Raw genomic sequence first — 23,972 nt, 5'->3', positions numbered from 1 at the left:
TATCAGGTCTCACCACCTGATTTGGAATCTACAAAGTCTATCACATCCCTATTTCATTCCGCATAAATGCGACCACTTGCTCTTGAATCAAACGTCTATTCTCTTCACAAGGGATATGTAGATCTTCGAGTTCTTTTAACTGTTTTAGGTTTGCCAGAGTCGCTCTTGCTTGCTCAGCTAACTGATCCGGATCGAAATAGATATCTTCACTTGCACTGAAAATCTGTACAGGCGATTTAAATCTGGACAGCTCTGCTTTTGAAAATGGCCCCGGCGGTATCAACGTCATAGGAATACCCGCTTGAAACGTCGAATAATAATACTGTTCCAATTCAGGCCAGTTATCTTCCATCAACGGTTTCATTAGCTGATCAAAATGCGGCTGGTCGGTATGAATTTTAAAGCCAATAAAAGGCAGAATCAGCTTTTTCAATGGCCGCCACAAGGGCCGAGAAAAACCCGCTGGTACAATCAAAGATGCAGCAGATATACGCTCAGGCTTGTAAGCAGCCAAATCAAGTAAAACCGCTCCACCAAACGAGAGCCCTACCATAGGTGCTTGCTCAACACCCAAAGCATCCAAAAGCTGATCGAGCCACATGGCATAGGCACTATTGGAAGGCACTGGCGCAATACCTGGAGTTTTACCTGCTTGCCCAGGAATATCAGGCGAAATTACTCGAAAATGCTTAGTCAGAGGCCATAGCAGCTCGAGGTTAAACGGTGCAGGTGTATGTAAGCCATGCAGAGCGATTAATCGCGGCGCATCTTCAGGCCCAGCCTCCATCACCCAGATAGGCCCTAAGGAGGTGGCTTGATATCGACCAGTGACATTACACTCTGGCAATTGGTTAAGTCGATCACACTGCCCTTGATAACGATGGTTAAGATCTAATGACAGTGAAACAGGATCCACTTGTTATCTCCTAGTAGCCAAAAGCTTTCCAAACGGGATAAACGCTAAACCAGCCAGCAAACCCACCAAGTGCGCGGTATTCGCGATAGCGCCTAATTGCAGTGCTTCTAGAACACCAGCATAACCAAGTACTAGCCAGAAGATTAAGAAGCCCATAATACTCTGCGGCAGGCCAATTCGATGATCAGACTGGGTTTTATCCCACAACCACGCATAGCCAAGGAAGGCAAAAACAACGCCTGATAAACCACCAAACATTGGCCCTGCATCATGATATTGCGCAATGTTAGAGATAACGCCGGAAAACAGGATTAATAGACACAAAGTTACACGGCCTTGATAGATCTCAATCCTGCTACCCACGATCCAGATCCAAAGGGCGTTAAACGCAATATGCAGCTCACTAAAGTGCAGAAAGATAGGCGTAATAAAACGCCATACTTCAAATGACTCTAGCGTACCTTCCAAACCAGAACTGTAGAGACTGCCATCTTTTTGAACAATGTCTGCAATCGTGAATAAGCGCAGCCATTCTAAATTGTCACCAAAGGAGATTAAGAATGTCAGTAATAAACTGCTAGCAATCAACAAACAGCTCATCCAAGCCTGTTTAACTTGAGATAAAAGATCAGTCTGACCAACTGCTCGAGGGATCGCTAAAACAAAGCCTTCAAGGCTCTCACCACGACGACACTTTTCATAGAGCGCCACAATCTGAGCAGGCTCGACACCAACCGCAATCCAAACCTCTTGAGTATGCTCGAGCTCTACAACCCTATGCGGCACCTCGTAACGCCATAGGATTTGGGTAAACTCTGTGAGATCTTCACCTAAGGGTACAGAAAGCACCTTAATCATTAGAGACCCAACTCATCGGCGATTTCGGTTCTTACATCAACCCATACAAATTTGTCAGGCTGAATAGTTTTTTCATCATCCAATCGATATGCAACCAACTTACCGTATTTAACCGCACTGTAATCTAAACATGCGATATTAGGTGTTATAGGTTCAGGAACCCCTTCCCGCCAATAGTGACCAATAAATAACATCTTCTCTTCTGGACCGTAATAGAGAAGATCATTATGGTCCTGCTTAGTTAATTTCAAACGAGCTATATGCTCCGGCAACGGATCCGGCTGAAACACAACATCTGCATAATATTCCGGCTCAGCAGACCAAAATTTGGTTCTAAAGAAGCGTCTGCGATAGCCGTCTTTACTCACCATGACCTCACCATCAGGCAAGCTTAAGTGTGTCCCGCGCAACAAGCGATCAGTCAGCGCCCATTCAAAGGTGCCACGTTTAGATGAACGGTGTAGAAAACGATCATCGATAATATGATTCGGGTATTCACCCTCGAACCGATCAATTAACTTTTGATGCCAACAAGCATGCACAACACGGAAATGCTCGAACTCTAGATAAATAGGCATCTCTCGAATCCACTGCAAGAACATCTCTTGCTCTTCAGGGTAATCGGCAAACTGCTCTAGGGTTTCAGCAAGAATACGATGGTGACGTGGACTATGCTCACGTAGATAGCTAAGACCACTGCCCTCATGCCCCTCAGTACAGTAACTCAAAAAGTTAAATTCATGGTTCCCCATAACAATCTGAGCAGCGCCCAATTGCACCATATCGTAAACAATATGTAGAGACTCACGGATTCTAGGACCGCGATCAACGATGTCGCCTAAAAAGATCATCTGGCGCTCTGGGTGGCAGTAGACACCATCCTTTTTGCTGTAACCTAACTTGCTTAACAAAAGCTCTAAGCTAAGGCCGCAGCCATGGACATCACCAACCAGATCGTAGCCTTTAAACTGATCAGTCACATCAATCTCCGAGCTTAGTACCCCAACCAAGTTTCTCTCGGCAGGTACTGTAGAAGTCATAATTGAGTGGGTGTAACAGTTTCAGTTTATGGGGTTTTTTATGAACCGTAATCGTATCCCCTGGTGCACAGCTAATATCTTTTTGACCATCACAAGATACGGTTGGGTAGGCACCATTATTAGGGCTAATAACCAACTTCAGCTCACTATTACCATTAACCACGATCGGACGGCTAGAAAGCGTATGGGGGAACATAGGCACCAGTACCAAAGCATCTAACTTCGGGTGCATAATTGGACCGCCACCAGATAGCGAATAAGCAGTAGAACCTGTTGGCGTAGAGATGATCAAGCCATCGGATTTTTGCGTGTAAACAAACTGCCCTTCAATATACAGTTCAAATTCAATCATTCGCGCTGCTTTACCTGGGTGCAACACACAGTCATTAAGTGCAGTAGCCTCACCAATAGGAACGCCATCACGCTTAACGATGACATCTAGCAAAAAACGACTATCAACGGTGTACTTACCTTCCAGTACTTCGCCAACTTTTTCTTCAATTTCATTTGGAGAGATATCGGTTAGGAAGCCAAGATTGCCACGGTTCACACCCAGCACTGGAACATGGTATTGAGCAAGGGAACGAGCTGCACCCAATAGACTACCATCACCACCGACAACAATGACTAAGTCACATATTTCGCCCATCATCTTCTGCGTACTGGTCTGCTGGCCATGACCCGGCATAACTTCAGCGATTCGCTCATCAATTATCGTATTAAGACCGCGATCACCTAAAAAGCGAATAAGGTGCTTAAGTGTATCTATAACTGATTTACTACCTAAACGCCCAATTAGACCAATATTACGAAAGTAATCCATTATCTCTCCGGATTAACGTTTGTATGAAAAACCAGATTCTATCTAACTGATTTTTCAGATTCTTTTCAATGATTCTTTATGACCAAAACCGCAATTTGGCGCTAATCAAGCTTAACCTAGACTTCGGGCTCCTTGCAGACCACCGGTATGAATAGCCAAAATAGTACTTCCCTCTGCGTAATCACCACGCTCAATTCTCTTCAACAGGTGACTAAGCATTTTTGCAGTATAAATCTGATCTAGGGGGAGCTGATGCTCTTTCAGCATAAAATCCATGAAAGCTATCAGATCATTAGACACTTTAGCATAGCCACCACCATGCCCTTCCAGATCTAAATCCCAGTTATCAGTAAGATCTGCACCCGATTCAGTCATAAGGTTTTCAATATCAGAAAACAGAAAATCTGCCTTTTTCAGCACCGGTATACCTAAAACCGGAATATCAGGAACAGATAAAGCAACACCAGCTAAGGTCCCACCTGTACCACAAGCCAGCACAATTTGATCAGGATTAACCTTAGCTATGATCTCAGGCGTGATTATTTCTCGTGCGCCCTGCACAGCAAATTTATTACTACCCCCTTCCGGCACGATCAAAGGGTTAGAAAAGCGCGCCTTTAAAGTCCCAAGGTATTCGGAATCATGCCGCTGACGATATTCTTGCCGATTAACAAAGCACAACTCCATCCCCCATGCTTTCGCATCCTTTAGAGTTGGATTATCTGCATATTCAGGTTCCCCTCGAATCACGCCAACTGTTTTTATCCCAAGCAAAGCCCCTGCCTTAGCTAAGGCATGGATATGATTAGAATACGCCCCACCAAAACTTAGGACGGACGAGTAACTCTTTTCTAGCGCATGCTGAAGGTTGTACTTCAACTTAAACCATTTGTTACCACTGACTATTTCATCAGTCAGATCCAAACGAAGCAGATGTAGCCTAACTCCCGCCTGAATAGTTTCATCGGTTTCTAAAAGTTGAATGGGTAGCACGGGATTTTGGAGTAGCATTTTAATTAATCAGCACTGCAACATAATTGAAATATATATGAAGTACTTTAAGAGAAAGTTAAATAATAGAGGAAGAAAAACGTGGAAGATTATATTGAAGAATTGCTATTGCTAAACATTGATGAATATGAAGACGATGAATGTCTAGATGATGCTGAAGAACAATAACAGCATCATCTAGGCTATCAATTTTAAGCACTATCGGTTTGAACCAAATTACCTATATGCTGCTTAATCAGGAAGGTACTATTCCCACCCAAACTCTTAGACTCATACATGGCCAGATCTGCTCTTTGCACAATTTGATCTGGATTCTCCATTCCATTCGTCTCGGTCACGCCAAGACTAACTGAAACCTTAATCAACGACTCGATATCCTGATCAACACTAAATGAGCATTTCGAATTAAACATTACACGAATGCGCTCAGCCGTTTTAGCTGCCGCATCAATATCAGTCTCAGGTAACAGCACCATAAATTCATCGCCACCATAGCGAACAGCAACATCCGATGCTCGCAAAGTTTCTCGAAGAATATCGCCAATAAGCCTTAAGACACGATCACCTTCTAGGTGACCAAGGGAATCATTTACCTTTTTAAAATTATCCAGATCAAAACAGATTAAGCTTAAAGGATGCTTATAACGCTTAGCACGATCTAACTCTTGCGCCATCACGGTGTAAAAATGCCGCTGGTTAAAAAGCCCTGTTAACTCATCAGTGACAGAAAGCTTGTGCAATTGCTGCTCTAAACTTTGACGTTCGGTCAAATCATGAAAGAAACCAATACTGCCACCCTCATCTTGATCAACAATCGCAGCAGATAAACGAATCGGAACAACCGCTCCATCTTTACAGGCAAGCTTCGCTTCATAACCTTCTATACTTCCAGGCTTGCCATAAGACTCAGAGAGCAAAAGTCGCTTAATCTCTTTCGCTTCTTCTAAGCTCGGATAGATAGATGCGATACTAACTTTTCCAATAACTTCATCAGCCGAATAACCCAAAAGCTTCTCAGCTGCTGCATTAAACAACTGAACAACCCCTGAGCCATCAACCCCTATAACTGGGTCAGGACAGAGTGATACAAGCACGGTTTCATCCACATTATTCACTGAGGTATTCCCATCTCTTTTATTTTTATTCCAGGAAACTGATTTTTAGCGTTATTTACGCTGCAAGCACATATGCTTACAAGCCGAAAGGGTAACAGATACAGCCTTTAAGTAAACAACTCAAAAGTCTTGGTAGATAAATTTAATATTTAGGAAATATAACTCATATAAGGAAGGTACTTAGTGGTGGGCGTGGAGAGGCTCGAACTCCCGACATTCGCCTTGTAAGGGCGACGCTCTCCCAACTGAGCTACACGCCCACTAAGCAGATGGCTGGTTTACGACTCCTTCAGCGCTTCGAAAGAGAAGTTACCCATGAGGCATAAATGGCGGAACGGACGGGACTCGAACCCGCGACCCCCTGCGTGACAGGCAGGTATTCTAACCAACTGAACTACCGCTCCACAATAACACGGGACTCGAACCCGCGACCCTCACTCTCCTTGGAGTGACAGCCAGATATCCACAAATGAATACCGCTCCACATTGTCTCGTACCGCGACCGGGGCTTTATTTAGTGGTGGGCGTGGAGAGGCTCGAACTCCCGACATTCGCCTTGTAAGGGCGACGCTCTCCCAACTGAGCTACACGCCCACTAAATAGTCACTATCTAAGCTCTTAAAGATAGTGGCGGAACGGACGGGACTCGAACCCGCGACCCCCTGCGTGACAGGCAGGTATTCTAACCAACTGAACTACCGCTCCACATTGTCTCGTACCGCGACCGGGGCTTTATTTAGTGGTGGGCGTGGAGAGGCTCGAACTCCCGACATTCGCCTTGTAAGGGCGACGCTCTCCCAACTGAGCTACACGCCCACTAAATAATCACTATCTAAGCTCTTAAAGATAGTGGCGGAACGGACGGGACTCGAACCCGCGACCCCCTGCGTGACAGGCAGGTATTCTAACCAACTGAACTACCGCTCCACATTGTCTCGTACCGCGACCGGGGCTTTATTTAGTGGTGGGCGTGGAGAGGCTCGAACTCCCGACATTCGCCTTGTAAGGGCGACGCTCTCCCAACTGAGCTACACGCCCACTAAATAATCACTATCTAAGCTCTTAAAGATAGTGGCGGAACGGACGGGACTCGAACCCGCGACCCCCTGCGTGACAGGCAGGTATTCTAACCAACTGAACTACCGCTCCACATTGTCTCGTACCGCGACCGGGGCTTTATTTAGTGGTGGGCGTGGAGAGGCTCGAACTCCCGACATTCGCCTTGTAAGGGCGACGCTCTCCCAACTGAGCTACACGCCCACTAAATAATCACTATCTAAGCTCTTAAAGATAGTGGCGGAACGGACGGGACTCGAACCCGCGACCCCCTGCGTGACAGGCAGGTATTCTAACCAACTGAACTACCGCTCCACATTCCTCATCCGAGACAGTTACTTACTGCCCCAAACGGAGTGCGAATTTTACGGGTTTTGTTCCCCATGTCAAACGTTTAAACAAAAAAAATTTCATTCTTTTTGATTGCACATTCTTTGTACAAAATCAGTAAGTTAGAATAAATCAAAGCAAAACAGTATGTTCCATTAAACTGTTCAAAAATCATCCTACACATATCAACTTAATAACTACTCGCTTTTCCCAACAAATACGATTCTCTTACTTATAAAGTTATTTCCACATCCTTGAATTAAGTTAGAATCGTTCACTGACCAGCGATTTATATAGAGAGTGTTATATGCCAGCCTCCCCTACCGTTTCAGCTTTAGATAGTTTTATGGAGAAGCTTAATGCCATGCAGGCGCAGCACCCTCTCATCCGGTTCAATTCAGATTGGCCTTCAGAGTGCTACGCTACCCAAGCTAAAGATGGAGTTACGGTATCTTGGTGGCCAACTCTACAGACGACCCCAAGCGATATGTTTACTCGATTAGAGGAGGCTCTTGAAGAATCCATTCATCCAGACATTATCGATTACTACTGTCGCTATTGGTCAGATCCACTACCAGCTAGCTGCAGTGATGGCGATCTCAGCCTGATACAAGTTTGGAATGATGAAGATATGGAGCGCTTACGCAGCAATCTAATTGGCCACGCACTTTCTAAACGTCAACAAAAAAGACCTCTGACCTTTTTTATTGCCTGCCCGGAACCAGATGAAGACTTTTTTATCAGTGTAGATAATTTTAGTGGAGAGGTCTGGTTAGAGCGCCCAGGCAAACCGCCTATCAGAAAGCTGGCTGACAACTTAGCCGACTTTCTTAATTCATTAACCCCCCGTCTAATTCCTGATACGGAGTAAGTTAAGTTGAAACAGATACGTTTATTAGTAACCGGATTACTAGCCATATTAGCCACTAGCACCTTAACCGGTTGCATGACATTTAATTCACAAACGCTAGGCCTTCACCCGCAGATCCAAGTTTCCAGGGTCTTGAGTAAAGAGAAACGCGTAGAGATTATTCCGAAAGACTTAAGAGCAGATTCAGTCATTGGCTACCGCTATACAGGTAAAGCAGATGCGCCATCAATTGTTTTAAAAGATAGCCTTCATCTTCTACAGCATACGACTGAACACGCATTGGAAGATATGGGAATCGTTCGCTTCTACGGCGGCGAGTTTAATCTAACCATCAGTCTTATTGAACTTAATTACCGTGCTTCTGAATCAAAAATAAAACAGACCGTGAACTTGGATACCAAGTTAAAGGTAATGGTAAGCAAAGATAACAAGAGTTACACCGGTACTTATACAGCAGATAAACAGCAAACTTTTGTGGGCGTACCTTCAGAGGAAGAAAACGAAAGGTTGGTAAATGATCTTTTTTCCAGCGTGATGAACCTAGCGATGAATGATCAACAACTATTGGATTTCATTCAGTTTAACTAATCGTTAGAAATTACAATAAAAAAGCCTGCTATCTATTAAGACGCAGGCTTTTTATTTTCTACCAACCCACGGTATGAGAGAGCAAACGGCTTATCTGACACATAGGCCTACCAGACTCTTCTCGCCATTGGTTAAAACAATTTTGAACGAGCTTCAAATCCCTTTTCGCCGTTGGCTTTTTCTCAATAACTCCTTGAGCTTTCAGTCCAGCAACAACATCATCAGTCAGAATAAAAGTATCTTTTCCGATCATTCTTAAAAAATAGCTACCTGAATTCCCACCTAATTGCTGACCTTGCTTTTTGAGCAATTCCCATAAGCCAATAATATCTTCAACCGGCCAATCAGCGACCATCTTCGCAAAACTTCCATGCTTGCTAGCAAGATCTGTGACCATCAAAGCATTCACTCGGGTTGCTTTAATCTTGCCCCAATGCCTGATCAACTGATCATTCTGCATTAGGTTTTCTAACTGTTCGTCACTCATCAAACTGACTTTTTCTGGATCAAATCCAAAAAATGCTTGTTCAAACGCGGGCCATTTAGAATCAACTAAAGAGTGCTTCAACCCTGCTCGAAACACCCTCCGCATCATGTCACTGAATAATCGATCATCAGGCACTTGCGCTAACTCTGACTGACTCTTAACTAAAGGTAAGAGTGCTTCAATATCTTGATCCGGGTAATGAGCTTGAACATGCTCGTAAATCCACTGGAAGGATTTCATCTACTGTTTCACTTTTTCACAAAATCTAAGGAAGCAGAATTCACGCAATATCTAAGACCGGTAGGTTGCGGCCCATCCGTAAATACGTGCCCCAAATGCGAATCACACGTTGCGCAAGTGATCTCTACACGCACCATGCCGTGAGTTGTATCACTGTGCTCTTCTAGAGCGCCATCTTCGACCGGCTGCCAAAAACTCGGCCAACCACTACCAGAATCGTATTTTTGCTCCGATGCAAACAATGGAGTGCCACAACAGATACAACGATACTCCCCACTTTGTTGGTTATTATAATACTCGCCAGTGAAAGCTCGCTCTGTACCTTTTTGACGACAGATACGATATTGCTCTGGGCTCAAACGATCTTGCCACTCTTGGTCTGAATGAACGACCTTTTGGTTTTTTTCAGCCATACAATCTCCCTGATAATAAAAAAGCCTGCAGTACGCCATTTCCCTAGGTTTCAACAAATAAAAGGCGTATGATTAGTCTCTTTTTTTCTGAGGCTTATACCATACAACCTAGGTCTCTATGCATAGGACAACATCTAGCCGCAGAGATTCCCGGCTAGGTTTGCAGGACAATAAAATGCCAGTAATCCGTAAATCAAACAAGCTGATCAATGTGTGTTACGACATTCGCGGTCCAGTACTTCAGGAAGCTAAACGTCTTGAAGAGGAAGGACAACGAATCCTTAAATTAAACATTGGCAATCCCGCCCCATGGGGTTTCGACGCGCCTGAAGAGATCGTACAGGACGTTATTTTGAATCTACCCGCCTCCCAAGGCTACTGTGATTCAAAAGGCTTGTTTTCCGCCCGTAAAGCGGTGATGCAAGAGTGTCAGAAAAACGGAATTAAGAATGTAGGCATTGAAGATATCTACATTGGCAATGGCGTTTCAGAACTTATCGTTATGGCAATGCAAGGTCTGCTAAACGATACCGATGAGATGCTGATTCCTGCGCCTGACTACCCTCTTTGGACAGCTGCAGTAAGTCTGAGCGGCGGTAACCCAATCCATTACCGTTGTGATGAAGAGAAAGATTGGGCACCTGATATTGAAGATATGCGCAGTAAAATTACTGATCGCACAAAAGGTATCGTGGTTATCAACCCGAACAACCCAACGGGTGCTGTATATCCAAAGGCCGTGCTTGAACAGATCATAGAACTTGCCCGCGAGCATAATCTAATCATCTTCGCAGACGAAATTTATGACAAGATCTTATACGATGAAGCGGTACATACTCCACTAGCATCACTTGCTGATGACGTTCTGTGCATCTCCTTCAATGGCCTATCGAAATCTTATCGAGCAGCAGGTTTCCGCTCTGGCTGGATGATTGTTAGCGGACCTAAGCACAATGCCCGCGATTACATCGAAGGTCTAGAGATGCTTTCTAGCATGCGCCTTTGCTCAAACGTACCAACCCAACACGCCATTCAAACGGCTCTAGGTGGATACCAGAGCGTCAATGAATTGATTGTATCGGGCGGCCGACTTTACGAGCAGCGCAATCTAGCTTGGAAGATGCTTAACGAGATCCCAGGCGTAAGCTGTACAAAACCAGAAGGCGCGTTGTATCTGTTCGCGAAATTAGATCCAGAAGTTTATCCGATCAAGAATGACGAGAAGATGGCTTTGGATCTACTACTTCAACAGAAAGTCCTTATCGTTCAAGGCAGCGGCTTTAACATGCCGGATACTCAACATTTCCGGCTGGTATTCTTACCTCGTAAGGATGAGCTTCAGGACGCTATCGAAAGGATAGGCACCTTCCTCAAAACCTACGAGCAATAAACAGAACGGCCATCTTCGATGGCCGTTTTTTTTGTAATCCCATTGTAATAAGACCATCCTAGACTAAGCTCTATATTGTGTATTCGCCTTTAGAGTAAATAGGATAATCAATGTTTATAAAGGTAAGAAAAAACTGCGGTATCTATATGGAACACAATGGCTTAGAGCAGCGCCACCTTGTTCCTGTTACATCAAACTTTCTGATCAACTTAAATCACGTCGCAGAAGTCTCTTTCTATACAATCAAAGAGTCTAAAATCCGTTACGACCTCGAACATCATGAGGTCACCATACCTCCTCATACCCGTGTTATTCACGTGCAAATGAACTACCTATATGGTTCTTACAAAGAGACCGTTAACGACAAAAAAGGCCGTTTGGTCGACCGTTGTTACTACAAACTCTATTTTATGCCAGAAGAGATGGGACAATATGAAGGCATCCGATCTCAGATCGAAGGGCTTGTCCTAAACGAAGATTAGTTGATTAAAAAGCGGCCACCAGCCGCTTTTTTTTGCCTAATAATCAAAAACTTCTTGCAAAAAACATCATAGAACTCTAATTATCTATTTAGAGCTTTTTGTTGATACGGGTATTGGTGCGCAGAAAGCTCAATAACAAGAATCTGATCTCTAAGGAGTGCATATGGAGATTCGCGAACTACTTGAGCAAACAGACAAACTGCCCAATGTTCCTGAAGTCGTAAGACAGCTTATTCAACAACTAAATAATCCTGCTGCAGACTATGGCGAAATTGCTGAAAAAGTAGCACAAGACCAAACCCTCTCTCTTAAAATTCTACGCTTAGTAAACTCCGCTCATTTCGGCTTGAGCCGTAAAGTATCTTCAATCGATGAAGCTGTTGTAATGCTGGGCATGGTCCGCCTAAAAACGCTGGTAATCGCATCAGGTATCGCGGGCTCCGTTAAAGAAGTCGAAGGCTTAGACCTTAAAAAATTCTGGAGTGAATCATTCCGAGTGGCAGCACTATCTAAATGGTTTGCCGAACGCGATACCGAAGTTGATCCTGATATCGCCTTTACTGCTGGTTTGATTCACAACATTGGGCGCTTATTGCTACATCTTTCCCAGCCAATGCGTGCACAAGCGATCCAAACACTTATCGATGAATCCAACTGCAGCCGAAGCGATGCAGAGATGGAGCGTCTTGGCTTTAGTTCACCTGAAGCAGGCCAAGCTCTATTAGATATGTGGAGTTTCCCAGCAGACTTAGGCATTGCTGTTCGTCAACACAAACAGCCTACCTCTTTTGAAGAGCCATCATCACTGGCTGCTGTGGTAAATCTAGCTTGCGTTGTGAATTCAGCGATCCGCAACAAAGACAATCTAGAATCACTGCAGGGTAACTTCCCTCAAGATGTAGCTACGCTAGCAGGTGTATCTGCTGATACATTTGGTGATCTAGAGGAAGCGCTCAACCTTGATTCAGGTTTGGATGGGCTAGCTGACTAACTTCAGCTTTAGCCATTAAAAAAGGCAGCCTAAGCTGCCTTTTTTAATTCTATTACTGCTAAACCGCTTCGGTTCCGGTTGCGGTAACGGCTTTGATACAAGAGATAATATCTCTTACATCTTGCAATGCTCGATGACGTCGAAATTGCGCTTTCGCTAAGAAGCCAAACTGAATAAGCTGTTCTTTACTTAAAATTCGATCTAACCCCGCCATCCGGAAGCTTGGCTGGATACCGGTCGCTTCAAATAAGCGCGTTAACCAAAACAGATCAAACTCAAATGCATCGCTAATCAGCGTTTTACCTTTAAGCTTTTCATTTAAGCGAGAACAGGCTTGTTTGATATCAAGCCCTTTGCTGACGGCCTCATCACGATCAATCCCGTGTACCTCTTCAGCATGCTCATCCCAATATCGCCAACCTGCAGCAGAATCTGGATTAATCAGAAAGTTATCTTGCTCGCCCGTCTCATCATTGATCCAAGCGATTTCGATAGGATAGGACTCAGCACCTAACCCGCTTGCTTCCAAATCAATACAAATTAACTCCACTCACTTCTCCCTTACGTATAACAACACTTTAAGGCTTTTTTCGGGTTCAGCTTCCGGAAAATCTTCCGGATTATTTAAACGTTCAACAAACTTAAAATCAGGGCACTCTTCCAACATCAAATTCTTTAAAAACTCAGTGCCGTTTTTCGGGTCGTTATGACAGGCCAGAACTTGGCCACCTTCTTTAGTTAATTCGTTCAATCGACGAATAACTTTACGATAATCTTTTTCAGCAACAAAACTTCCTGGCTGGAAACTTGGCGGGTCGATTACAATCAAATCGTAAGGACCGTATTGCCTCACGCGCTTCCAAGACCTAAATAGATCGTACGCCAAAAATTTAACCCGGTCTCCTTCTAAACCATTTAAAAGGTGATTTTCCCGCCCCGTATTAATCGCGCCTCGGGACATATCTACATTCACCACCTGCTCGGCACCACCAGCAAGGGCTGCAACCGAAAAAGCGCAGGTATATGAAAATAAGTTTAGCACGCGCTTACCGCCCGCATTGTGCATCACCCATCTACGCCCTTCACGCATATCCAAAAATAAACCGCTATTTTGGTTGCGTTGAGGTTTGACCTGATAAAACAGGCCAAGTTCCATCGTATTCATCTGCTCAGGCACTGAGCCCCAAGCAACATTTTGCTGTGCTTCTTTACCCCGAGAACGCTGCTGAATCACCAAACCTTCGATTTCATCTACACTCTTTAGGGTGTCGCTTAATTCAGCAACCCACTCAGGTTCAACTTCTTTGTACAACCGAGCTACGGCATAAGGAGGAAACCAGTCAATTACCAGATGCTCAAACCCCGGAAAACAGTGCCCACGTCCATGAAAAATCCGGCGCGATTCACCCATCGCTAATGGTATTTGCTGCTTTACGACTGTTAAGACTTGCTGCATCTGAAATCCTGTATCCAAAGGGTCATAAAAAGGGGCTAAATTATAGGCTCGGGCGTAAATGGACACCAGCAATAACAGGACAAATAGACTTGAAACTTTTATCATTCACCCCTATCTAAGCAATGAGCTTAAACAATAGGAAATCTTTCACTTATGATGCGAATCGGCTTATTTCTATTAACTAACATCGCTGTGCTAATCGTTGCCAGCATTACCCTTAATCTACTGGGTGTTGACCACTATGTTTCCGGTGCTGGCCTTAATATGACCAGTTTGCTGATCTTCTGTGCAGTCTTCGGTTTTGCAGGTTCATTCATCTCGCTATTCCTATCTAAGAAAATGGCGAAAATGACTACAGGTACAGAGATCATTACTCAAGCACGTAACTCTGATGAACAATGGCTTTTAGATACTGTTGCTGAGCTTTCAGAAAAAGCGGGTATTAAAATGCCGGAAGTCGGTATTTTTCCTGCTCAACAAGCAAATGCATTTGCAACAGGTTGGAACAAGAATGACGCATTAGTTGCTGTTAGCTTAGGTCTGTTACAGCGCTTCCAAAAAGAGGAAGTAAAGGCTGTAATGGCCCATGAGATTGGCCATGTAGCTAACGGTGATATGGTTACAATGAGCTTAGTTCAAGGCGTTATAAATACTTTTGTAATGTTCTTTGCTCGCATTGCAGGCTACGCAGTAGATAGCATCCTTAAAAGTAACGATGAAGAAAGCCAGCCAGGTACTGGTATTGGTTACTTCATTACTGTAATTGTCTTCGAGATCATTTTTGGAATTTTGGCTTCGTTTGTTGTTTCTTGGTTCTCTCGTTACCGCGAGTTCAGAGCCGATGAAGCAGGAGCAGACCTATCTAGCAACCATGCGATGATCGGTGCACTGCAACGTTTGAAAGCTGAATATGAAATGCCCGATCAGATGCCTGGCCAGCTAACTGCCTTTGGTATTAGCAGCCATATGAAGTCTGGCCTGATGGAATTGATGTCTAGCCACCCTCCGCTTGATAAGCGTATTGAAGCGCTTCAGAAGCGAGGCTAAGCATAAAAAAATCCCCGGCAAGCCGGGGATTTTTTTATTACAGCGTATTTCCATCGATAAACTGTCTATACCGAATAACCTTCTCTAACTGCCCTGCATCGCTCAATCTATATTTATAGATCTTATCACCTTCTCGATAGATGCCTCGGCAACGAAACTCTTTACCTTCCATGCTTAAACAGATTTCATCTTTGTTATTTACTTTCCAGATGCCCTTTCTTTCTTCCCAGTATCGCTCTTGCTTAATCTGCCCATTTGCAGCGTAGTACGTGAAACTGCTACTACCAGATATAACATTGAAGGATTCAACAGTCTTTCCTACAAACAATGCCTTTATTTCTGATCCACTCAAGCGAGTTAAAGGACCATCGCTAGGCTTAACCTGACAACCCACCAGCATAACTATTGCACTCACCCCAAGTATTGTTTTCAAAGTTGTCATCTTTATCTCCGATTACATTCCGACCAAAACCGGTCAATACAAGTCTTTAATCCACTAGCAAAAAAACTACCCGCAAAGTCATGTCCCTGCTCGGGTAAGACACAAAGTCGTGGGTTACTTACATCTAATAATTGGCCTTTCAATTCAGCCAATTCTTTAAACCAAGTGTGAGCACGCTCAAGCCGATTCATTCCTTGTGCTTTATCTACACGCGCCCCAGTCCTTAAACTTTTATCACGCACCGTATCCTGCTCCCCTACGGCCACCATTAAAGGCAGTGCTAGCATTCGGTCTAATTGCGCTTTCCCCATCCATTTGGGTATGTCTCTTAACCCATAAGGGTAGGTATCCTCATGATTAGGGATGGTGTACCAACCTGCACTACATATCACCAGCGAGGCTATTTTGTTTGGGTGGAAAAGTGCATATCGGTGCGCAAACTGTGCGCCACCCGAATATCCACACAATTTAATTTTAAATTCCGGCAACCCCACATGCTTTCTAAATGCGATCAGAAGCGTATTCAACGCAATATCAGCTCGAGGCATATAAGGGCCTTTAGATAACTTCTGATATTGTGGAAAAACTCCTTTCTCAAATTCAGGCACCACTAACCAACAGCCAAATTTATCAGCAAGGGTTCTAAAAGCTTCCAACTGATCATCGTACTGCCGGGAAATTCCATGCACCGCAACAATGACCTGAGTATCATCCTTCAGCTGTTTTGGACGATATAACCTCGCAGGCAATGATTTAACTGACGGGTAAATACAACGAACAGCAGCGCCTGGAACAGGTATTTCAAGCAAGCTCATGATTCATCCCTCTTGGAAATTCAACAACATTGCTAGGTTTAGCATCGTCACTTGCTGAAACTTTAATCTCACCATTAGTCAGAGCTATTAACTCCTCCAGCTCCTCGGCAATAACAATAGCTCCATCAAAGCGATTGAACACATCCACCAGCATGTTTCTAATATCAGGGCTTTTTAACGCAACATCAGAATCGATAAGCAATAGTTTTGGGCGCCTTAGCAAAGCTCTTGCGAGCTGAACCCTAAACCTTAAATTGCTGGGCAGATCTGCCCCCCTCTCACCGATTTTTAATTCGTTTCCTTCATCAGAGCAATATGCCTGCAAACCGGTTGTTGCAAGAACCTGCTCTGTAAACTCTTCTGACCTTTTCCTTGCACCATAGAAAAGATTACTACTTAGCGTTCCTTTCAGTAGAGGAAGCTCTGGACTTACAAGTGAGACCGTTTGAGCCCAAATTGATGGATGAATCGATGAACTCCTTCGGCCGCAAAATCTGAGTTTCCCATTCGTAATAGGAGCAAGTCCTGCTAAAGCCTCCATGAATGAGCTCTTGCCTGCTCCTTGATCGCCTCTTAGCAACAAGCGATCTTGTTCATTGATTACGAAAGAGATTGGGCTTAAACGCCGCTTAACAGCCATACCTTTTGACTCAACTCTAAAGGCCTTTTTAGGCAATCGACGTTTGCTCTGCTGACCTACGATATCCCGCTGCAAAAACGCACCTAACTTATCTTCGGATACCTTTTTTAAGGTCCACAGCTCATACAAGCGGCTAAGCCTTCTAAGCTGATTAACCAAATACAAAGACGCTACGAGCAACACAGGAATATAAGTTTCTGCAATAAGCCCTGCATGACTAAGGTTTAACCCCTGCATCACGATAACGAGCACAGATATAAGTAGAACTGCTTCGTTAAAGCCTCTGATTAGAGAAGACGCATGAGCTTTACGCATCTGACGTGTTTTTAATCGATCAGCACTACGAGAAAACTTTCGCTGCTCTTTTCCAGATTGATTGAATAACCTGATTAATTTAAAGAGGGCTAATCGCTCATTAGTCGCATTTATTAAACGCCCTCTTTCACGCCTTACACTCACCGTCGAATAATATAAGCCCTTACCTAAATAAAAATTCCCTAAGACAGCAAAAGCCAGCGGTATAAAAGCCGTTACTAACAAAGTCCAATGGATCTGACTGAGTGCAACAAATCCAGCTAATAGCCAAACTCCCAATACAAGCAGTGGAGCAATACCTTGCACCATCCAATTGCGAATGGGCGTCATATCCCCAGTCAACCGCAATAAAGTACCACCTCGGTTAAGAGTCTCATCACTCACGGGGAGCGCCAAAGTGTGTTTATAAACTGTATTTCGTAACTCACAGATATAAGCTTGGGCCATACGTTCAGCGAAATAACGTTCACAATATCTGGCCGCCGCTAATCCAAAAATTGCAGTTAACACAATTGATGTTATACCCAGATCAAATGAAAACTGCTCGTGGCCCAACTGATCCTTGGCTAAGGTCATTAAGCCTAGGAAACAGGCAGTCTGTATCAATCCAATTAGGATCAAACCACCGATTCCCTTCCAACGTTGTTTAGATAGCATAGGAGGTAACATAACTATGATCCCTCTCCAAACTAGCCATCAATGCCTTCGCTGTGCTCACTTTGCGCAAAGCATCCAAGCTATAAATAGGTAAACCAAGGCTATCTTGTACTTCATCCGCACATAATTCTGCACGTGTGAATAAACCACCTAAGCCATAAATAGGGAATCCAGCTTCAATCATTTTTTCAGCGCAAAATGCTGCGGCGGTTGAGCTATCTGCAGCGATCATCGATGCACTTACTTCCTTAAGCAAACGGCCATTCGCTATGAGTGCTTTGTTTTGTGGCTGTAAAACCCCATCTGCTAATTCAACAACCAATAGATCCGCATCAGCTTGAACCGCATCCATTTTTAATCTTTGAAGTAACCGAACTAATTTTGTTTCACTCAGATTAACTGTGGTCGGGTAACCCGCATCAAGGAAATCTTTCACTTGAAAAGCGCCAGCATCAACCATCTTCCAGTAATCGGGTCCTGACCCTGTACCTGTTAACTTGGCAGCTGCGGCCTTAAAACCGGCTTTGCTAAAGCCGTTAATTAACGAAGATGCCATTGAGGTCTTACCACTGTTCATATCACTGCCGACCACCAACAAAACAGGCATTTCATTAGCCGATGGATGCAGATAAGCATCTTTAAGCGTACTGTAGCTCTCTAAGTTAATTTTCTGCCCTTGGCTATTAACTAACACCCCTAAAACTGTAATTTCAGTCGCGGCCTTCACCTGAGCGCTTTTACTGATCACATCCCCTGCAATACCACCGGCAGCAACGAGTTGGGTTTTGCCTAACTGCGCCGGGGACTTGGCGTAAAACTGATCCGTGGCATATCGATCACCCGCAGCGACAATAATCAGATCATCCACAAAAAGGTGTTCGCGGCGTCCATACGGGTTTTCAATCCGAGTGTGCTGACGAATACGATCTACTCTCGCTAATAAAAGATCTCCTGTCTCTGGCAACAGTTCCGCAACGTCAGTAACATCATCAAAGTTAACGTTACGCGTGATATAGCTTCTTTTGACACGATTCAGATCAATCATTTTTCACCTCACTTTTGTTTACGTAATTTGTAAACAATTCGGGATATTCTCTTTGCTGTCGCTCTTTCTGGTGTTAACAGGGCTTCCAATTCCACTCGCTTCGGTTTTCCAGAACGGCCTCTCACTTTACGCTCGACAACCAGACCTAATTCAGGAGCGTATTCAATGTCATGAGTTTCCCTGACCTTGGCGATCACCTCTTTCCAAAAAACCGAGCGTGCACAGTTATACTTGTTGGTTTTGTACTTTTTCTTTTTCAGCTTGAAGCGACCTTCACCTTGATAAGTACAACGCCAATGACGAATGGAGTTGCCTGATTTAGAGCTTTGACGATTCATTTCAAACTCAGCTGCATCATCTTTTCCAAACGGGATCAAAGTTTCAGGCGATCCGAACTTCAATGTGTGCGAATAGCCTTGAGTGCGATCCGGATACTTTTGATAACTCAAAACAGGTACAACAGGATGAATTGATCGTTTATATAAGCGCTTTCTCTGGTCTTCCCAAACCTCCCAACCAGTGCCTTTTTCTATAAGCTTCTCTACTTTTCCATCACTGTAGATAGCCACTGTGCCAATATCATTACTGGCAGCGATGGTTCCGGCGTACCCTACAAAAAACATTGCCATCAATGCTCGTTTCATCACCCTTAACCCCTAATCAAAGCTTCTTAACTAGCTCAACTTTTACTCGTAAACCACCTAACTCACTGGCTGATAGAGTTAGACTTCCACCGTAAACTCGTGCGATCGATTCACAGATTGACAACCCTAGACCGTGACCAGGCAAATGTTCGTTTTCATCAACCCTAACTCCACGCTTATTTGCCTGTTCGATCTTACTTTCACTAATACCTTCACCATCATCGTCTATATAAAAGAACCAATAATTACCATCCGTCTCTACTGTAATTCGTACTTCTGATTGCGAATACTTCCATGCGTTATCGAGTAGATTTCCTAACAGTTCCAACATGTCATCTCTATCAAAAGGCAGCTTGTCATGCTCACTGTTTACGGATAAAGCCAGCTTCCTATCATGAATCTGGTTCAGCAGGACTTCTAAGTGAAGTAGTTCTTCTGCAAACGAAAACAGATAGCCCGGCATTGGCGCACCAGAGATCCGTGCACGTCTCAATTCAGAATCAATTCGGCGATGCAATTGCTCAATGCTCTTTTCTATGGCTTTTCGCTGCGCAGTATCAGTCAACATTGATGCATGTATCTTTAATTCTTGTAGAGGCTTCTTAAGTTCGTGCGCTAAATTACCCAACGCCATACGTGAACGAGACAACTGTTCTTCTGAGCCTGACACCAATTTTCGAATAGACTCAACCAACCCTGATATCTCTTGCGGGACATCTTTAGGGAAGCTCAATTCACCGGTATTTTTATTGTTTTCAATCGCCTCCTGAACGGGAGCTAGGCGATTAAAACCCGTCCGAATGACATAGCGCTGCCATAGAACAAAGCCAAAAATAGATAAACCGGCTACAGCTACCAAGATCCACTCATAGAACCTCTGTTTCTGTTCAATCAAGGTGATATCTTCAGCCACCCACAAACTGAAGGTTTGCCCTTTTTTGGTGAACGTTTCTTGATAGACCAACCACCTTTCACCCGCATTCTCGAAATATTGATATTCTTCTGTATCACCGGAAGAAAATTCCGAAACATCAATTACGGTATCCCACAAAGATCGAGAACGAATCTGCTCTTTGTTCCAGCTTAAAATAAAGTAATGCCCTGAGCGCACACGCTGATAAACCGTCGGTAAATATTTCTCATCGACCTGCCAAGCAGCGTTTTTTTTATCTATTGAGGTAATCAAGCTTTCCGCATCCTGCTTAAGACGACTAACTACCAAATCATCTACAAGAATGTGAACACTACGATCGATGATAAATACCAAGACCATTAATAGGGGCAAGACCACCAGTAATAATCGGTTTCGGATACGCTGCTCTAATGAGATCACTCGAGTCATGGCCTAGCCCTTTAACCTGTAACCTTGACCACGAAGGGTCTCGATAATCCCTTTGCCAAAACGCTGTCTGAGTCTATTTACATAAACTTCGATAACGTTACTGTCTCGCATCTGCTCTTCTTCGTAGACATGCTCGCTAAGGTGAGCTTTTGAAAATACCTTTCCAGGATTCAACATCAGATATCTAAGTAGCCGAAACTCTATCCCCGTAAGCTGAATCGAATTTCCATCCTTATCCTGCACTTGCTGCGTATCTGGATCCAAAGACAAACCACACACCGAAATAACTTGAGATGCTCTGCCGAAATAGCGTCGAATCAACGCCTCTAAACGCGCTAACAATTCTTCAGCGTGATACGGCTTACCCAAATAATCATCTGCACCTGCTTTAAGGCCATCAACGCGCTCCTGCCAGCTATCTCGAGCGGTTAACACTAACACCGGTGTCATATCACCCATAGCACGCATCTGTTGAAGAACCTCTAAGCCCGAACACTTGGGCAAACCCAGATCCAAAACAATCGCATCGAATGATTCCTCTTTAATTCGAAACAACGCATCTTCACCGTCATAGGATTCTTCAACCGCATAACCACTTCGTTTTAAAACCGGCTTTAAGGCTTCAACTTGTGCGATTTCATCTTCAACTAATAAAATCTTCATAGCCCTACTCTTCAAACTGCTCTTGGAGGAACAAACCGGTTACTGCATCAATCTCAAACTCCACTACAGAGTTACTTTTATTGATAACTTCCACCGAATACACATAACTGTCCTCACCTTCGCGGCTGAGGGATAGATCCAATAATCTTGCGTCACTAATCTCTGGATGGAGCGATAAGATCTCTTCAAGAGGCATTACTTTTCCATCTTTCACTAGCTTTAATACTTCATCCGCACTTAGCTCTTGAGCTTGTGCTAAAGGTGCTACAAGCACGGACAGTAATAAAATAATTCGTATCAACATTCAGTCGGTCCGATCAAAATCTACGCTAGTTTTATTGGCAGTATAAACAAGCTTTCTTAAATCAAACTTAAAAAACCGGCAGATTTGTTAAGGAAATAGATCCTTTTGATTATAGTTAAACTTTTTACAATAAAATCATAAGGTTATACATTTAACACCTAATAGAAAATCGTCCAAAACTACCTATGACATAAAAAAACCGGCGAGTGCCGGTTTAAGAAAGTTTCGTTATCTTAAATTAGTAGGGCCAGACAAAAGGCAAAAAGATGGCGGTAAAAATACCGGTTAATCCCATACCTAATGATGAGAATGCTCCGGCAACAGGGCTGATCTCAAAAGCCCTAATAGTGCCTACAGCATGACCGTTGATGCCTAACACCAAGCCAACTAAACGCTCATCGGTGACGTTTAATCTTGAAGCTAATAGATCAACGAAAAACACAGCAAACACGCCTGTCGCTAATAACCCACCCATCATTAATGATACAGAACCGCCCAACTGTTCCGTTAAGCCTATGGCTATTGGCGCCGTAACTGATTTTGGTGCAATTGAAGCCAGCACCTGATCACTAGAACCTAAGCAGAAAGCAATTAAAACAGCGTAAACCACAGCTAAGCTTGCGGATATAGGTACCGTTAACAGAATTTGTCGCCATGCAGCTCGGATATGATGGCTCTGCTGATACAAAGGAACACCTAAAGCGACCGTGGTTGGTGCAATAAGTACAGATAACCACTTTGCCCCTGAGTAGTACTCTTCGTAACTAATCGATAATCCAAATAGAAACAGCGCCAAGAATGAAGCCGCTAATAACATTGCCGGACACCAAACGGGCTTTCCCATTTTATTGAAGAAGTATCCGCCTAAAACAAAGGAAAACAACGTAAGTCCGATTGCAAATAAAGGCGTTTCAAGGAAGTGAGGTATCAGGCTTGATAGTGAATTTTCAGTCATCTTGGCTTTGCTCCAATCGACCAAATTTCACTAATAGCAAAGATGTCAAAACACTCAGTAAGGTCCCCACACCTAACGCCAAACCAAGATTTAACCATTCACCTTTAAATTGCTCTCCTAAAAAGAACACACCAACAACACCAGGAACGACAAAAAGAACCAGAGCGGAGATCAGTTGCTGACTTGCGGTTGCAAGTTCATCACTTACGGAGCCTCTGATCATTAACCATAGGGTGATGAGTAACATACCTATTGCAGCACCATGAACAGGTAACTTCAGCAGATAGCTGATTGCTTCCCCCAATATGAGGAAAGCAAACAAAATAAACATACCTAAAATCATAAAGATAGCCTGAAGGGGAATGCACTGGCGGCTTAGATTAAATCAATTTCTATGAGTTTTTTAACGTCATAATCTCTTGTTTAAGATCTGCGACCTCTTGCTCTAGCCTTGCAATTCTTTGCTGCAAAGTAAGATTGTGATCGTCAGTATCCGTTGCGGCCATTTCAACATCAGCATCTTCAACCGTACCGCTGAACAGATGGACGTAACGTGATTCCCGCTTACCCGGTTCACGCGCTAAGCGCTGAACCAAAGACCCCATAGGGTGATCCGCTAAACTAGTCAACGTAGCTTCTACTTCAGATACGTCCTTAAATTCGCATAGGCGATTTGTTCTAGTTCTTAATTCACCTGGTGTTTGCGGGCCACGAAGGAATAGCACACAAATAACAGCAAGTTGCTGTGCGGTAAATTGAAGGTCGCTGAACTCGGTGTTGCAAAACCGGTGCTTAAACTTAGATACACGGCTGCCAAAGCCGCTCTCATCACGCACTAAGCGTTTCTCTTTAAGCTCATCCAGTATGTTCTGAACCTCGCTCTCATCAAGTGACAGAACAGGCTCTCGATTACTTTTCTGATTACAAGCGGTTGTTAGGCCATTAAGTGACAGAGGATATTGATCGGGTGTCGTTATCTCTTTTTCCAACAAACAACCAATAACTCGAGTCTGTAGTGAAGTTAGATCCATATCCA

General features: G+C 43.8%; 27 protein-coding genes and 10 tRNA genes. 6 read left to right on the top strand and 31 right to left on the bottom strand.

The window, feature by feature from the left end; genetic code table 11:
• Positions 1-40: 40 nt before the first annotated feature.
• The 16 genes from ACMXYW_RS06160 to ACMXYW_RS06085 all read right to left on the bottom strand — a co-directional run bounded on the left by ACMXYW_RS06160 (position 41) and on the right by ACMXYW_RS06085 (position 7,134).
• A complete protein-coding gene (locus tag ACMXYW_RS06160) occupies positions 41-916 on the bottom strand; it encodes an alpha/beta fold hydrolase (RefSeq protein ID WP_415898578.1) in 876 nt (291 codons plus the stop codon).
• Positions 917-919: 3 nt separating this feature from the next.
• A complete protein-coding gene (locus tag ACMXYW_RS06155) occupies positions 920-1,774 on the bottom strand; it encodes a rhomboid family intramembrane serine protease (RefSeq protein ID WP_415905599.1) in 855 nt (284 codons plus the stop codon).
• Entirely contained in the window at positions 1,774-2,754 is a 981-nt protein-coding gene (locus ACMXYW_RS06150; RefSeq protein WP_415905598.1) for a metallophosphoesterase, read from the bottom strand. The genes ACMXYW_RS06155 and ACMXYW_RS06150 overlap by 1 nt, the downstream gene beginning before the upstream one ends.
• A 1-nt stretch (position 2,755) precedes the next feature.
• On the bottom strand, positions 2,756-3,637 hold the full coding sequence (locus ACMXYW_RS06145) for an NAD(+) kinase (RefSeq protein WP_415884155.1): 882 nt from the start codon (positions 3,635-3,637) through the stop codon (positions 2,756-2,758).
• Between the two features lie 111 nt (positions 3,638-3,748).
• Complete coding sequence (locus ACMXYW_RS06140; RefSeq protein WP_415905597.1) at positions 3,749-4,648, bottom strand: 1-aminocyclopropane-1-carboxylate deaminase/D-cysteine desulfhydrase; 900 nt, start codon at positions 4,646-4,648, stop codon at positions 3,749-3,751.
• Between the two features lie 191 nt (positions 4,649-4,839).
• On the bottom strand, positions 4,840-5,763 hold the full coding sequence (locus ACMXYW_RS06135; protein WP_415905596.1) for a diguanylate cyclase: 924 nt from the start codon (positions 5,761-5,763) through the stop codon (positions 4,840-4,842).
• Between the two features lie 184 nt (positions 5,764-5,947).
• Positions 5,948-6,023 (bottom strand) — tRNA-Val (locus ACMXYW_RS06130).
• Positions 6,024-6,090: 67 nt separating this feature from the next.
• Positions 6,091-6,167, bottom strand: a tRNA-Asp gene (locus tag ACMXYW_RS06125).
• A gap of 114 nt (positions 6,168-6,281) precedes the next feature.
• A tRNA-Val gene (locus tag ACMXYW_RS06120) sits at positions 6,282-6,357 on the bottom strand.
• Between the two features lie 34 nt (positions 6,358-6,391).
• Positions 6,392-6,468: transfer RNA gene (locus ACMXYW_RS06115), tRNA-Asp, on the bottom strand.
• 35 nt (positions 6,469-6,503) lie between these two features.
• A tRNA-Val gene (locus tag ACMXYW_RS06110) sits at positions 6,504-6,579 on the bottom strand.
• Between the two features lie 34 nt (positions 6,580-6,613).
• Positions 6,614-6,690, bottom strand: a tRNA-Asp gene (locus ACMXYW_RS06105).
• A 35-nt stretch (positions 6,691-6,725) separates the two neighbouring features.
• Positions 6,726-6,801: transfer RNA gene (locus ACMXYW_RS06100), tRNA-Val, on the bottom strand.
• Positions 6,802-6,835: 34 nt separating this feature from the next.
• Positions 6,836-6,912 (bottom strand) — tRNA-Asp (locus ACMXYW_RS06095).
• Between the two features lie 35 nt (positions 6,913-6,947).
• Positions 6,948-7,023, bottom strand: a tRNA-Val gene (locus tag ACMXYW_RS06090).
• A gap of 34 nt (positions 7,024-7,057) precedes the next feature.
• A tRNA-Asp gene (locus ACMXYW_RS06085) sits at positions 7,058-7,134 on the bottom strand.
• 322 nt (positions 7,135-7,456) lie between these two features.
• Here ACMXYW_RS06085 and syd point away from each other — a divergent pair.
• Both syd and ACMXYW_RS06075 read left to right on the top strand, forming a co-directional pair.
• Complete coding sequence (gene syd, locus ACMXYW_RS06080; protein ID WP_415905595.1) at positions 7,457-8,020, top strand: SecY-interacting protein; 564 nt, start codon at positions 7,457-7,459, stop codon at positions 8,018-8,020.
• A 6-nt stretch (positions 8,021-8,026) separates the two neighbouring features.
• A complete protein-coding gene (locus tag ACMXYW_RS06075; RefSeq protein WP_415905594.1) occupies positions 8,027-8,608 on the top strand; it encodes a YajG family lipoprotein in 582 nt (193 codons plus the stop codon).
• Between the two features lie 58 nt (positions 8,609-8,666).
• On the opposite strand, the gene ACMXYW_RS06070 is transcribed toward ACMXYW_RS06075, so the two are convergent.
• On the bottom strand, positions 8,667-9,335 hold the full coding sequence (locus ACMXYW_RS06070; protein ID WP_415905593.1) for a DNA-3-methyladenine glycosylase I: 669 nt from the start codon (positions 9,333-9,335) through the stop codon (positions 8,667-8,669).
• An 8-nt stretch (positions 9,336-9,343) separates the two neighbouring features.
• The gene (msrB, locus tag ACMXYW_RS06065; protein ID WP_415898586.1) at positions 9,344-9,748 is read right to left on the bottom strand and encodes a peptide-methionine (R)-S-oxide reductase MsrB; all 405 of its coding nucleotides are present in this window, start codon (positions 9,746-9,748) and stop codon (positions 9,344-9,346) included.
• Positions 9,749-9,923: 175 nt separating this feature from the next.
• Here msrB and ACMXYW_RS06060 point away from each other — a divergent pair, with 175 nt between their 5' ends.
• The 3 genes from ACMXYW_RS06060 to ACMXYW_RS06050 all read left to right on the top strand — a co-directional run bounded on the left by ACMXYW_RS06060 (position 9,924) and on the right by ACMXYW_RS06050 (position 12,611).
• A complete protein-coding gene (locus ACMXYW_RS06060) occupies positions 9,924-11,138 on the top strand; it encodes a pyridoxal phosphate-dependent aminotransferase (RefSeq protein ID WP_415884148.1) in 1,215 nt (404 codons plus the stop codon).
• Between the two features lie 110 nt (positions 11,139-11,248).
• Positions 11,249-11,620 (top strand): hypothetical protein, encoded by a 372-nt coding sequence (locus ACMXYW_RS06055; RefSeq protein ID WP_415884147.1) that lies wholly within the window; start codon positions 11,249-11,251, stop codon positions 11,618-11,620.
• Between the two features lie 163 nt (positions 11,621-11,783).
• A complete protein-coding gene (locus ACMXYW_RS06050) occupies positions 11,784-12,611 on the top strand; it encodes an HDOD domain-containing protein (RefSeq protein ID WP_415905592.1) in 828 nt (275 codons plus the stop codon).
• A gap of 58 nt (positions 12,612-12,669) precedes the next feature.
• Here the strand turns inward: ACMXYW_RS06050 and ACMXYW_RS06045 are convergent, their stop codons facing one another.
• Both ACMXYW_RS06045 and ACMXYW_RS06040 read right to left on the bottom strand, forming a co-directional pair.
• A complete protein-coding gene (locus ACMXYW_RS06045) occupies positions 12,670-13,161 on the bottom strand; it encodes a hypothetical protein (protein ID WP_415898588.1) in 492 nt (163 codons plus the stop codon).
• Complete coding sequence (locus ACMXYW_RS06040; protein ID WP_415905591.1) at positions 13,162-14,067, bottom strand: class I SAM-dependent methyltransferase; 906 nt, start codon at positions 14,065-14,067, stop codon at positions 13,162-13,164. It abuts the gene before it with no gap.
• Between the two features lie 153 nt (positions 14,068-14,220).
• Here ACMXYW_RS06040 and htpX point away from each other — a divergent pair, with 153 nt between their 5' ends.
• Positions 14,221-15,114, top strand: coding sequence for a protease HtpX (gene htpX / locus ACMXYW_RS06035; protein ID WP_415905590.1), 894 nt, complete (start codon positions 14,221-14,223; stop codon positions 15,112-15,114).
• A gap of 37 nt (positions 15,115-15,151) precedes the next feature.
• Here the strand turns inward: htpX and ACMXYW_RS06030 are convergent, their stop codons facing one another.
• The 11 genes from ACMXYW_RS06030 to ACMXYW_RS05980 form a co-directional block, all read right to left on the bottom strand.
• On the bottom strand, positions 15,152-15,556 hold the full coding sequence (locus ACMXYW_RS06030) for a hypothetical protein (RefSeq protein WP_415905589.1): 405 nt from the start codon (positions 15,554-15,556) through the stop codon (positions 15,152-15,154).
• Between the two features lie 2 nt (positions 15,557-15,558).
• A complete protein-coding gene (locus ACMXYW_RS06025) occupies positions 15,559-16,371 on the bottom strand; it encodes an alpha/beta fold hydrolase (RefSeq protein WP_415905588.1) in 813 nt (270 codons plus the stop codon).
• A complete protein-coding gene (locus ACMXYW_RS06020; protein WP_415905587.1) occupies positions 16,358-17,995 on the bottom strand; it encodes an ABC transporter transmembrane domain-containing protein in 1,638 nt (545 codons plus the stop codon). Before ACMXYW_RS06020 ends, ACMXYW_RS06025 begins: the two co-directional genes overlap by 14 nt.
• Positions 17,973-19,028 (bottom strand): AAA family ATPase, encoded by a 1,056-nt coding sequence (locus ACMXYW_RS06015; protein WP_415905586.1) that lies wholly within the window; start codon positions 19,026-19,028, stop codon positions 17,973-17,975. The genes ACMXYW_RS06020 and ACMXYW_RS06015 overlap by 23 nt, the downstream gene beginning before the upstream one ends.
• Before the next feature lie 8 nt (positions 19,029-19,036).
• Positions 19,037-19,672, bottom strand: a complete 636-nt coding sequence (locus ACMXYW_RS06010) for a hypothetical protein (protein WP_415884138.1) — start codon at positions 19,670-19,672, stop codon at positions 19,037-19,039.
• 16 nt (positions 19,673-19,688) lie between these two features.
• Complete coding sequence (locus tag ACMXYW_RS06005; protein ID WP_415905585.1) at positions 19,689-21,014, bottom strand: sensor histidine kinase; 1,326 nt, start codon at positions 21,012-21,014, stop codon at positions 19,689-19,691.
• A gap of 3 nt (positions 21,015-21,017) precedes the next feature.
• Complete coding sequence (locus ACMXYW_RS06000) at positions 21,018-21,677, bottom strand: response regulator transcription factor (RefSeq protein ID WP_415898596.1); 660 nt, start codon at positions 21,675-21,677, stop codon at positions 21,018-21,020.
• A 4-nt stretch (positions 21,678-21,681) separates the two neighbouring features.
• The gene (locus ACMXYW_RS05995; RefSeq protein WP_415898597.1) at positions 21,682-21,981 is read right to left on the bottom strand and encodes a PepSY domain-containing protein; all 300 of its coding nucleotides are present in this window, start codon (positions 21,979-21,981) and stop codon (positions 21,682-21,684) included.
• 238 nt (positions 21,982-22,219) lie between these two features.
• Complete coding sequence (locus ACMXYW_RS05990) at positions 22,220-22,936, bottom strand: LrgB family protein (RefSeq protein WP_415884134.1); 717 nt, start codon at positions 22,934-22,936, stop codon at positions 22,220-22,222.
• A complete protein-coding gene (locus tag ACMXYW_RS05985) occupies positions 22,929-23,279 on the bottom strand; it encodes a CidA/LrgA family protein (protein ID WP_415905584.1) in 351 nt (116 codons plus the stop codon). Before ACMXYW_RS05985 ends, ACMXYW_RS05990 begins: the two co-directional genes overlap by 8 nt.
• 49 nt (positions 23,280-23,328) lie before the next feature.
• Complete coding sequence (locus ACMXYW_RS05980) at positions 23,329-23,967, bottom strand: YceH family protein (protein WP_415905874.1); 639 nt, start codon at positions 23,965-23,967, stop codon at positions 23,329-23,331.
• Positions 23,968-23,972 lie beyond the last annotated feature (5 nt).

The organism is Neptuniibacter sp. QD48_55, from assembly GCF_047778115.1.
Lineage (GTDB): Bacteria > Pseudomonadota > Gammaproteobacteria > Pseudomonadales > Balneatricaceae > Neptuniibacter.
Note: the sequence above shows the minus strand (reverse complement) of the source record. Positions and strands in the feature narration are given on the sequence as shown.

Excerpts from the sequence above, each read along its gene's own strand:
- ACMXYW_RS06155 (WP_415905599.1), bottom strand. The coding sequence starts at position 1,774 with ATGATTAAGGTGCTTTCTGTACCCTTAGGTGAAGATCTCACAGAGTTT.
- ACMXYW_RS06145 (WP_415884155.1), bottom strand. The coding sequence starts at position 3,637 with ATGGATTACTTTCGTAATATTGGTCTAATTGGGCGTTTAGGTAGTAAA.
- ACMXYW_RS06140 (WP_415905597.1), bottom strand. The coding sequence starts at position 4,648 with ATGCTACTCCAAAATCCCGTGCTACCCATTCAACTTTTAGAAACCGAT.
- syd (WP_415905595.1), top strand. The coding sequence starts at position 7,457 with ATGCCAGCCTCCCCTACCGTTTCAGCTTTAGATAGTTTTATGGAGAAG.
- ACMXYW_RS06070 (WP_415905593.1), bottom strand. The coding sequence starts at position 9,335 with ATGAAATCCTTCCAGTGGATTTACGAGCATGTTCAAGCTCATTACCCG.
- msrB (WP_415898586.1), bottom strand. The coding sequence starts at position 9,748 with ATGGCTGAAAAAAACCAAAAGGTCGTTCATTCAGACCAAGAGTGGCAA.
- ACMXYW_RS06060 (WP_415884148.1), top strand. The coding sequence starts at position 9,924 with ATGCCAGTAATCCGTAAATCAAACAAGCTGATCAATGTGTGTTACGAC.
- ACMXYW_RS06055 (WP_415884147.1), top strand. The coding sequence starts at position 11,249 with ATGTTTATAAAGGTAAGAAAAAACTGCGGTATCTATATGGAACACAAT.
- ACMXYW_RS06050 (WP_415905592.1), top strand. The coding sequence starts at position 11,784 with ATGGAGATTCGCGAACTACTTGAGCAAACAGACAAACTGCCCAATGTT.
- ACMXYW_RS06040 (WP_415905591.1), bottom strand. The coding sequence starts at position 14,067 with ATGCAGCAAGTCTTAACAGTCGTAAAGCAGCAAATACCATTAGCGATG.
- htpX (WP_415905590.1), top strand. The coding sequence starts at position 14,221 with ATGATGCGAATCGGCTTATTTCTATTAACTAACATCGCTGTGCTAATC.
- ACMXYW_RS06030 (WP_415905589.1), bottom strand. The coding sequence starts at position 15,556 with ATGACAACTTTGAAAACAATACTTGGGGTGAGTGCAATAGTTATGCTG.
- ACMXYW_RS06025 (WP_415905588.1), bottom strand. The coding sequence starts at position 16,371 with ATGAGCTTGCTTGAAATACCTGTTCCAGGCGCTGCTGTTCGTTGTATT.
- ACMXYW_RS06020 (WP_415905587.1), bottom strand. The coding sequence starts at position 17,995 with ATGTTACCTCCTATGCTATCTAAACAACGTTGGAAGGGAATCGGTGGT.
- ACMXYW_RS06015 (WP_415905586.1), bottom strand. The coding sequence starts at position 19,028 with ATGATTGATCTGAATCGTGTCAAAAGAAGCTATATCACGCGTAACGTT.
- ACMXYW_RS06010 (WP_415884138.1), bottom strand. The coding sequence starts at position 19,672 with ATGAAACGAGCATTGATGGCAATGTTTTTTGTAGGGTACGCCGGAACC.
- ACMXYW_RS06005 (WP_415905585.1), bottom strand. The coding sequence starts at position 21,014 with ATGACTCGAGTGATCTCATTAGAGCAGCGTATCCGAAACCGATTATTA.
- ACMXYW_RS06000 (WP_415898596.1), bottom strand. The coding sequence starts at position 21,677 with ATGAAGATTTTATTAGTTGAAGATGAAATCGCACAAGTTGAAGCCTTA.
- ACMXYW_RS05995 (WP_415898597.1), bottom strand. The coding sequence starts at position 21,981 with ATGTTGATACGAATTATTTTATTACTGTCCGTGCTTGTAGCACCTTTA.
- ACMXYW_RS05990 (WP_415884134.1), bottom strand. The coding sequence starts at position 22,936 with ATGACTGAAAATTCACTATCAAGCCTGATACCTCACTTCCTTGAAACG.
- ACMXYW_RS05985 (WP_415905584.1), bottom strand. The coding sequence starts at position 23,279 with ATGATTTTAGGTATGTTTATTTTGTTTGCTTTCCTCATATTGGGGGAA.
- ACMXYW_RS05980 (WP_415905874.1), bottom strand. The coding sequence starts at position 23,967 with ATGGATCTAACTTCACTACAGACTCGAGTTATTGGTTGTTTGTTGGAA.